The sequence below is a fragment of the Arthrobacter sp. HMWF013 genome (genome assembly GCF_003061105.1).
In the GTDB taxonomy this organism is placed as follows: domain Bacteria; phylum Actinomycetota; class Actinomycetes; order Actinomycetales; family Micrococcaceae; genus Arthrobacter.
Genome location: NZ_QAIQ01000196.1, coordinates 1 through 6,133, shown reverse-complemented (window position 1 = coordinate 6,133; position 6,133 = coordinate 1). Strand labels below are relative to the sequence as shown.

Genomic DNA, 6,133 nt, shown 5'->3' with positions numbered 1-6,133 from the left:
CCCTGGAGCTGTACCGGAAGGCCCTGAAGCTGCGCCGGGAACTCCAGGCCGCTGAGGAACTGACCTGGATCCCCACGGCCAACTCAAAGGTCCTGCATTTCAGCCGTCCCGGTGGCTGGCAGTCAGTGACCAACTTCGGTGACCTCGCCGTCGAACTTCCCGCAGGGACCGTACTGGTCAGCAGCGCCCCGCTGGAAGACGGCAAGCTGGCCGCCAACAGCACTGCCTGGCTGCGCTGACATCCCTCAAATCCCGAACACAGGTGGCGGGACCCGGCCGGGTCCCGCCACCTGTCCGTCTGCCGCAGCCCATGAAAGAGTGAAGCAATGACTGAACACACCGCTCCATCGTCCGCGCAGGAGCTCATCTACGGCTGCATGGGCCTGGGCGGAAGCTGGTCCGACGAGCCGCACGGCACCGACCATGTGGACGAGGCTGCGGCGGCCATCGAGGCCGCGCTGGACGCGGGCATCACGCTGTTCGATCACGCCGACATCTACCGCAAGGGCAAGTCCGAAGCAGTGTTCGGGGAGGTCCTCGCGGCAACGCCGGGCCTGCGCGAGCGCATCCGGCTGCAGACAAAGTGCGGGATCCGGCTGGGCGAGAAGGGGATCCCCGGGCACTATGACCTGAGCCGGGACGCCATCCTGGAGCGCGTCGGCGGCAGCCTGGCGAGGCTGCGGACGGACTTCGTGGACGTGCTCCTGCTGCACCGCCCCGATCCGCTGACTGACCTCGCAGAGGTGGCGGACGCCGTCGGGCAGCTCATGGCCGAGGGCAAGGTACGCGCCCTGGGCGTGTCCAACATGTCCGGCGCCCAGATCCAGGCGCTGCAGGACCGGCTGGAGGTGCCCCTGGTGGCCAACCAGCTGGAGATGAGCCTGCTCAAGCGTGCCTGGCTGGAAAGCCAGGTCCTGGTCAACCACGCCGAGTCGCTGGATTACAGCTTCCCGCACGGAACGCTCGAGTACTGCGCCCGGAACGGTCTCACGCTGCAGGCCTACGGTGCGCTGGCCCGGGGACTGTACACCGGTGCTGCGCCGGAAGACCCGACGACGGCGGAGACTGCGGCGGCAACGCTGGTGGCGGAGCTGGCCGGGAAGTACGGAACGTCCGGGGAAGCGGTGCTGCTGGGCTGGCTGATGAAGCACCCGGCGAAGATTGCGCCCGTGATCGGGACGGTCAATCCGGCCCGGATCAGGGCCTGCGCGGATGCCGGCCGGGTAGCTGCGGCCCTGACCCGGACCGAATGGTACGGGCTGTGGATCGCCGCCCGGGGGACCAGCATCCCCTGATCCGTGACGCCGCACGCCCGTATTGTTCGTATTGGTCATGTGATGGCGGTACCACTTAGCGCTGGCGGTGCCATGCCGGATACGGTAGAAGCATGACGTCAACCATCGCCACCGAGACCATACGGCCGGAACGCAATATCCCAGCAGAAATCGCCCGTTCATGGCTCCTGGTGAACGCAATGAAAACAGAACTGTTCGACCAGTCTGCCGCCTCGCGCGCGGATTCGATCATCCTTGATATCGAAGACGCAGTGGACCCGTCCCAGAAGGACCAGGCCCGCGGCCACGTCATTGACTGGCTGAGCGGCGGCGGCAAGGCCTGGGTCCGCATCAACGATGCCACCAGCCCGTTCTGGGCCGACGACCTCGCCGGACTGCGTGGAACCCCCGGCCTGCTCGGGGTCATGCTCGCCAAAACCGAGTCCGCTGACCAGGTGACCGAAAGCTTCCACCGCATGGACGGCAAAACGCCTGTTATCCCGCTGGTGGAATCCGCCGTCGGCATCGAGGAAGCCAACAACATCGCCAAGGCGCAGGGCGCGTTCCGCCTCGCCTTCGGCTCCGGTGACTTCCGCCGCGACACCGGCATGGCCGCCACCGCCGAGGCCATGGCCTACCCGCGCGCCAAGCTCGTGGTCGCCAGCCGGGTCGGCAACCTGCCCGGCCCCATCGACGGCCCCACCGTGGGCACCAACCACCCCATCCTGCGCGAGCAGACCGGCATCACCGTCATGATGGGCATGACCGGAAAGCTTTGCCTGGCGATCGACCAGACCCCGGTGATCAACGAGGTCATCAGCCCCACGCCGTCCGACGTCGCCTGGGCTACCGACTTCATGAACGACTTCGAGGCCAACGGCCGTGTTATCCGCGACGGCTCCGATCTCCCGCGCCTGGGCCGTGCCGAGAAGATCATGAAGCTCGCCGTGGCCTTCGGAGTCCAGCCGGCCCTGTAACGCCTCTCCAGCAACGCGCCTCTCCACCAACGCGCCTCTCCACCAACGCGGATCTCCAGCAACGCGCCAACGCGCCTCTCCAGCAACGCGGGGTCACTTACCGCCCGATAACGACGTCGGATTGGGCGTTAAGTGACCCCGCGTTGCCGTTGCGGGGCGTGCAGTCTACTGAAGCTGCGGCGCTCGGTAGACTGTCACGGTGCTCAAAGAATTCTGGGAGTCTGCGCCCACCTCGTACAAAGTCCTGGTTTTCAGTGCCATGGCGCTGATCGGCGTCGGGCTGATCCTGAACATTGTGGGCAACACCAGCAACAACCGGGAGCTGGCCGTCGCCTCCCTGGCCGTCATCGGGTTGGGCCTGGTCCTGCACATCGTGGGCATCGTGGTCCGCGGCCAGGCGATCCGGAAGAACCTCAGGCGCTAGCCGCCGCGGCGGCGTTCCTGCCCACATGGCTGCGGGCATGCTCCACGGCCGCCGGAAGATCGTCGAACAGGTGCTTGTGGTGGCGGAGCGAGCGGATCACGCCAACGTTGGTCACCAACTGCAGGTGATCCGGCCGGACTCCCTTCAGGAGGACCGTGATGCCGCGCAGCTCCAGGGCGGAGATGACCTCCACGAGGGCATGGGCGCCGGTGGCGTCCAGCATCCGGAGCTGGGAGAGCCTGATGATGGCCACCTGGATGTCCCGCACCTGGCTGATCTCCTGGAGGATGCGTTCAGCGGCGCCGAAGAACATGGCACCGTCCAGCCGGAACACGGCAATATGCTCATCGCCTTCGGCCCGTGGCCCGGAAATGTCCTCGCGCTGGACACTGCTCAGCGAAGCAAACTTGCGCAGCGTGAACAGCGCGGCTGCGGCGAGCCCGATCTGGATCGCGACGATCAGATCGAAAGCCACCGTGATGAGTGCCGTGAGGATGAAAACCACCGCATCCGGCCGCGTGGACCGCAGGATCGCCGTGACTGTCCGCCGGGACACCATGCGGGTCGCGGTCACCATCAGCACACCTCCCAGGGCGGCCAGCGGAATCTGACCTACCAGCCCGGCGGCCAGATAGACGATGCCCAGGAGCACCACCGCATGCACCACCGCGGAAAGGCGGGTCCTGGCACCTGAGCGCACATTCACGGCAGTCCTGGCAATGGCTCCGGTGGCCGGCATGCCGCCAAACAAACCGGCAGCGATCGAGGCCAGGCCCTGGCCGGTGAGTTCGCGGTCAGGGCTGTAGGCCCCGCTGGGGGTTCCGTCCGGGCCTGCCATGCCGCCTGCCACGCGGGCCGACAACAGCGATTCGATGGCCGCGAGCGCTGCAATCGCGACGGCGGGCATCGCCAGGGCGCCCAGTGAAGCAATGTCCATCGCCGGCAGCGCGGGGGAGGGCAGGGAATGCGGCAGCGCGCCGATCCGGGGAACGTCCAGCCCCAGAAGTTCGGCGGCCACAGCCGCCAGGATAACAGCGAGCAGGCTGGCCGGCAGTGCCCGGAAGAACTTCTGGACCATCACCATCACGACGGCGACGCCCGCCACCAGAGCCAGCGTCAGCATGACGGTAGGGGACTCGGCCCGGGACGCTGCTTCGATGGCCGCCAGCAGCGTGTTGTGGCCCGGTGTCCCGGCCGTGCCGGTGGCCAATGGAACCTGCTGGAGGAAAATGATGGCGGCAATGCCGAGGGTGAAGCCTTCCACCACCGGCCACGGGATGAAGGCCACCGCCTTGCCCAGCCCGCTGATGCCCAGGACGCAGACCATGAGCCCGGCCATCAGCGAAACCAGGGCCACGCTGCCCGTCCCGTGCACCGCCACCACGGGAGCCAGCACCACCACCATGGCGCCGGTGGGTCCCGAGACCTGGACATGCGAGCCGCCCATCACCGCAGCCACCAGCCCGGCCACAATCGCGGTGATCAGGCCCGCCTCGGCGCCCACCCCCGAGCTGACCCCGAACGCGAGAGCCAGCGGCAGTGCCACGATACCCACCGTGATCCCGGCCAACAGGTCTGACCGCCAGGACTGCCGGAGCCCGGCGTAGTCCGCCCGGGAGGGCAGGAACCGGGCGAGCGCCGTGGAACCGGACCGCAGGGCCGTGCTCACGAGGCTGGCTCCGCCGGAAGGTGACCGGCAGGCAGTTCCTGCGCGAGCCTGAGTTGTTCGTTGGAATCAGCAAGGCTGTCGAGCAGGAAGGCGCGGGCGATGGAAAGCAGTTTCGAAATCCCAGGGTGCGCCAAGCGGTAGGTCACGGCGTTGGCCGTCCGCACCGACGTCACTACTTTGTGCTTGCGCAGGGTGGCGAGGTGCTGTGAAAGGTGGGAAGCCTCAAGCCCGGTTTCGGTGAGCAGGTAGCTGACAGGAGCCGTGTTCTCCGGAGCCGCAGCCAGCAGCTCCAGGATCCTGATCCGGGCCGGGTGCGCCAGCGCTTTGAACAGGTTGGCCTTGATCTCGTACAGCGGGGCCTGGGCGGGGGACAACATGGCGTGCGCTCCTTTGTGGCATCTCACAAGCTCACTTGATGGAATGATGAATCCATCATATCAAGGCGACACAAGACCCCTCCGCGGCAGCCCTAAGGATAGGCTTGGAGCCATGACTATCAATCCGGATCTGCAGGGCCGCAGCTACCCTGCCGCAGAGGTGTACGACGTCGGCCGCGAAAAAATCCGCGAGTTCGCCCGCGCGGTCAAAGCCACCCACCCCGCCCACTTCGACGTCGAGGCCGCCAAGGCCCTGGGCCACCGGGACCTTGTTGCGCCGCCCACCTTCGCCATCATCATTGCCCAGCGCGCCGACGCCCAGCTGATCGAGGATCCGGAAGCCGGGATCGACTTCTCCCGGGTGGTCCATGCGGACCAGCGCTTCATCCACCACCGCCCCATCATCGCCGGCGACCGGCTCGTCGCCGAACTCCACGTTGACGGCGTCCGCGCCATGGGAGGCGGGGCCATGATCACCACCCGGGCCGAAATCTTCGCCGTATCCGACGGCAGCAGCGAAGGCCGTGAACCGGTCACCACCACCACCTCATCCATCCTGGTCCGCGGAGAGGGACAGTAATCATGAGCCCCACTTTCAACGAACTCACGGCCGGCCAGAACATCGGCAGCCGCACCATCGAGGTCACCCGCACGGACCTGGTCAAGTACGCCGGTGCCTCCGGGGACTTCAACCCCATCCACTGGAACGAAGCCTTCGCCACCGGAGTCGGACTGCCCGGCGTCATCGCCCACGGCATGTTCACCATGGGTGCCGCCGTGCAACTGGTGAGCGACTGGGCAGGCGATCCCGCCGCCGTCGTCGATTGCCAGACCCGTTTCACCAAGCCCGTTCCGGTGACGGACACCACCGGCTCCCCGGAACCAGGGGCAACCATCGAGGTCAGCGGCGCCATTGGAAAGCTCGACGCCGATGCCGGCACCGCACGCATCGACCTCACCGTCGTCTCGGCGGGCCAGAAAGTGCTGATGAAGGCCCAGGCCGTCGTCAGGGTGTCCTGAACCGCGGCGAGTCCTTGACCACCCCGGCAGCGACTGCTGCCGAGGTAACGCGCTGGCGCAACGCCGTCGTGGTGGCCTATGGCGCCAGCGGAGTGGCCTTCGCCTCCTGGGTGTCACGGCTGCCGGCCATCCGCGACGGCCTGGACCTGACTCCCGGCAACGTCGGGCTGCTTCTGCTCTGCATGACGCTGGGGTCATTCCTGTCCGTGTCCGCCTCCGGGCTGATTGTCCTGAGGCTGGGCTCCAAGCTGACCATCCGTACCGGCGGCCTCATGGTGGGCGCCGGGCTGGCCATCACCGGATTCGGTACTTCGGTGCTGGCCAATCCCGTAGCGGTAGCCGTGGGCCTGGCGGTCATCGGCCTCGGCACGGCCAGTTGGAACACTGCGTCC

8 protein-coding genes and 1 pseudogene are annotated in these 6,133 nt (G+C 67.1%); 7 read left to right on the top strand and 2 right to left on the bottom strand.

The genetic code is table 11. The annotated features are described in order from the left end of the window. From DBR22_RS08515 to DBR22_RS08500, 4 genes and pseudogenes are all read left to right on the top strand, one after another. Positions 1 to 239 (top strand): annotated as a pseudogene (locus tag DBR22_RS08515) (alpha-amylase); the annotation flags it as partial. Between the two features lie 87 nt (positions 240 to 326). Beyond that, positions 327 to 1,295, top strand: a complete 969-nt coding sequence (locus tag DBR22_RS08510; RefSeq protein ID WP_108598663.1) for an aldo/keto reductase — start codon at positions 327 to 329, stop codon at positions 1,293 to 1,295. A gap of 92 nt (positions 1,296 to 1,387) precedes the next feature. Then, a complete protein-coding gene (locus DBR22_RS08505) occupies positions 1,388 to 2,251 on the top strand; it encodes an HpcH/HpaI aldolase/citrate lyase family protein (protein ID WP_108598662.1) in 864 nt (287 codons plus the stop codon). A 199-nt stretch (positions 2,252 to 2,450) separates the two neighbouring features. Further along, complete coding sequence (locus DBR22_RS08500; protein ID WP_108598661.1) at positions 2,451 to 2,675, top strand: DUF3188 domain-containing protein; 225 nt, start codon at positions 2,451 to 2,453, stop codon at positions 2,673 to 2,675. Here the strand turns inward: DBR22_RS08500 and DBR22_RS08495 are convergent. Further along, positions 2,665 to 4,344 (bottom strand): SulP family inorganic anion transporter, encoded by a 1,680-nt coding sequence (locus DBR22_RS08495; RefSeq protein ID WP_108598660.1) that lies wholly within the window; start codon positions 4,342 to 4,344, stop codon positions 2,665 to 2,667. The genes DBR22_RS08500 and DBR22_RS08495 overlap by 11 nt on opposite strands. Then, the gene (locus tag DBR22_RS08490) at positions 4,341 to 4,721 is read right to left on the bottom strand and encodes an ArsR/SmtB family transcription factor (protein WP_108598659.1); all 381 of its coding nucleotides are present in this window, start codon (positions 4,719 to 4,721) and stop codon (positions 4,341 to 4,343) included. Before DBR22_RS08490 ends, DBR22_RS08495 begins: the two co-directional genes overlap by 4 nt. Positions 4,722 to 4,833: 112 nt before the next feature. On the opposite strand from DBR22_RS08490, the gene DBR22_RS08485 reads away from it, so the two are divergent. The 3 genes from DBR22_RS08485 to DBR22_RS08475 all read left to right on the top strand — a co-directional run. Next, positions 4,834 to 5,301: an FAS1-like dehydratase domain-containing protein gene (locus tag DBR22_RS08485; protein WP_108598658.1), complete on the top strand. Its 468-nt coding sequence runs from the start codon at positions 4,834 to 4,836 to the stop codon at positions 5,299 to 5,301. Positions 5,302 to 5,303: 2 nt separating this feature from the next. Continuing rightward, positions 5,304 to 5,741 (top strand): MaoC family dehydratase, encoded by a 438-nt coding sequence (locus DBR22_RS08480; protein WP_108598657.1) that lies wholly within the window; start codon positions 5,304 to 5,306, stop codon positions 5,739 to 5,741. A gap of 14 nt (positions 5,742 to 5,755) precedes the next feature. Continuing rightward, the coding region (locus tag DBR22_RS08475; RefSeq protein ID WP_146187433.1) for an MFS transporter at positions 5,756 to 6,133 on the top strand (378 nt) is incomplete at its 3' end.

Bases quoted from the DNA above. Each gene is read 5' to 3' on its own strand.
- DBR22_RS08480 (WP_108598657.1), top strand. From the start codon at position 5,304: ATGAGCCCCACTTTCAACGAACTCACGGCCGGCCAGAACATCGGCAGC.
- DBR22_RS08485 (WP_108598658.1), top strand. From the start codon at position 4,834: ATGACTATCAATCCGGATCTGCAGGGCCGCAGCTACCCTGCCGCAGAG.
- DBR22_RS08505 (WP_108598662.1), top strand. From the start codon at position 1,388: ATGACGTCAACCATCGCCACCGAGACCATACGGCCGGAACGCAATATC.
- DBR22_RS08490 (WP_108598659.1), bottom strand. From the start codon at position 4,721: ATGTTGTCCCCCGCCCAGGCCCCGCTGTACGAGATCAAGGCCAACCTG.
- DBR22_RS08510 (WP_108598663.1), top strand. From the start codon at position 327: ATGACTGAACACACCGCTCCATCGTCCGCGCAGGAGCTCATCTACGGC.